The organism is Nocardiopsis prasina DSM 43845 (assembly GCF_000341265.1).
Lineage (GTDB): Bacteria > Actinomycetota > Actinomycetes > Streptosporangiales > Streptosporangiaceae > Nocardiopsis > Nocardiopsis prasina.
Genome location: NZ_ANAE01000039.1, coordinates 1 through 435 on the forward strand (window position 1 = coordinate 1; position 435 = coordinate 435).

The window sequence follows — 435 nt, forward strand, 5'->3', positions numbered from 1 at the left end:
CTGCTCCTCGTCGGAGACGTCGGTGGATACGAACACGCCCCCGACCTCCTTGGCCAGCGCCTCGCCGCGCTCGCTGTTCAGGTCGGCGACGACGACGGTCGCACCCGCCGAGGCGAGTTCCTTGACGGTGGCTTCACCCAGCCCGCTTGCGCCGCCGGAAACCAGGGCGGCAACTCCATTCAGCTCCATGTGCGGCACTCTACAGACCCCGCACCGCGCCGACTAGAACGAGGTTCGGTTTATCCGGACGCGCGTGCCCCGGCCCCGGTCACCGGGTGTAGGCGGCGGGGCCGGCCGGGCGTCCGTCCGCGCGCGGTGCCGGGCCCCGGACCGGGAGCCGGCCGCTCGGCCGCGGTTCCGGGCACCCGACCGATCACGTCCGGCGGGATCGGACGGATTCACCACCGGCGGCCGGGGATGCGGACCGCGCTGCCG

The 435-nt window shown here is 74.0% G+C and carries 1 protein-coding gene; it reads right to left on the reverse strand.

What is annotated here, in order from left to right:
* On the reverse strand, positions 1-189 hold a 189-nt coding region (locus D452_RS27455; RefSeq protein ID WP_040692830.1), incomplete at its 3' end, for an SDR family NAD(P)-dependent oxidoreductase.
* Positions 190-435: the final 246 nt, after the last annotated feature.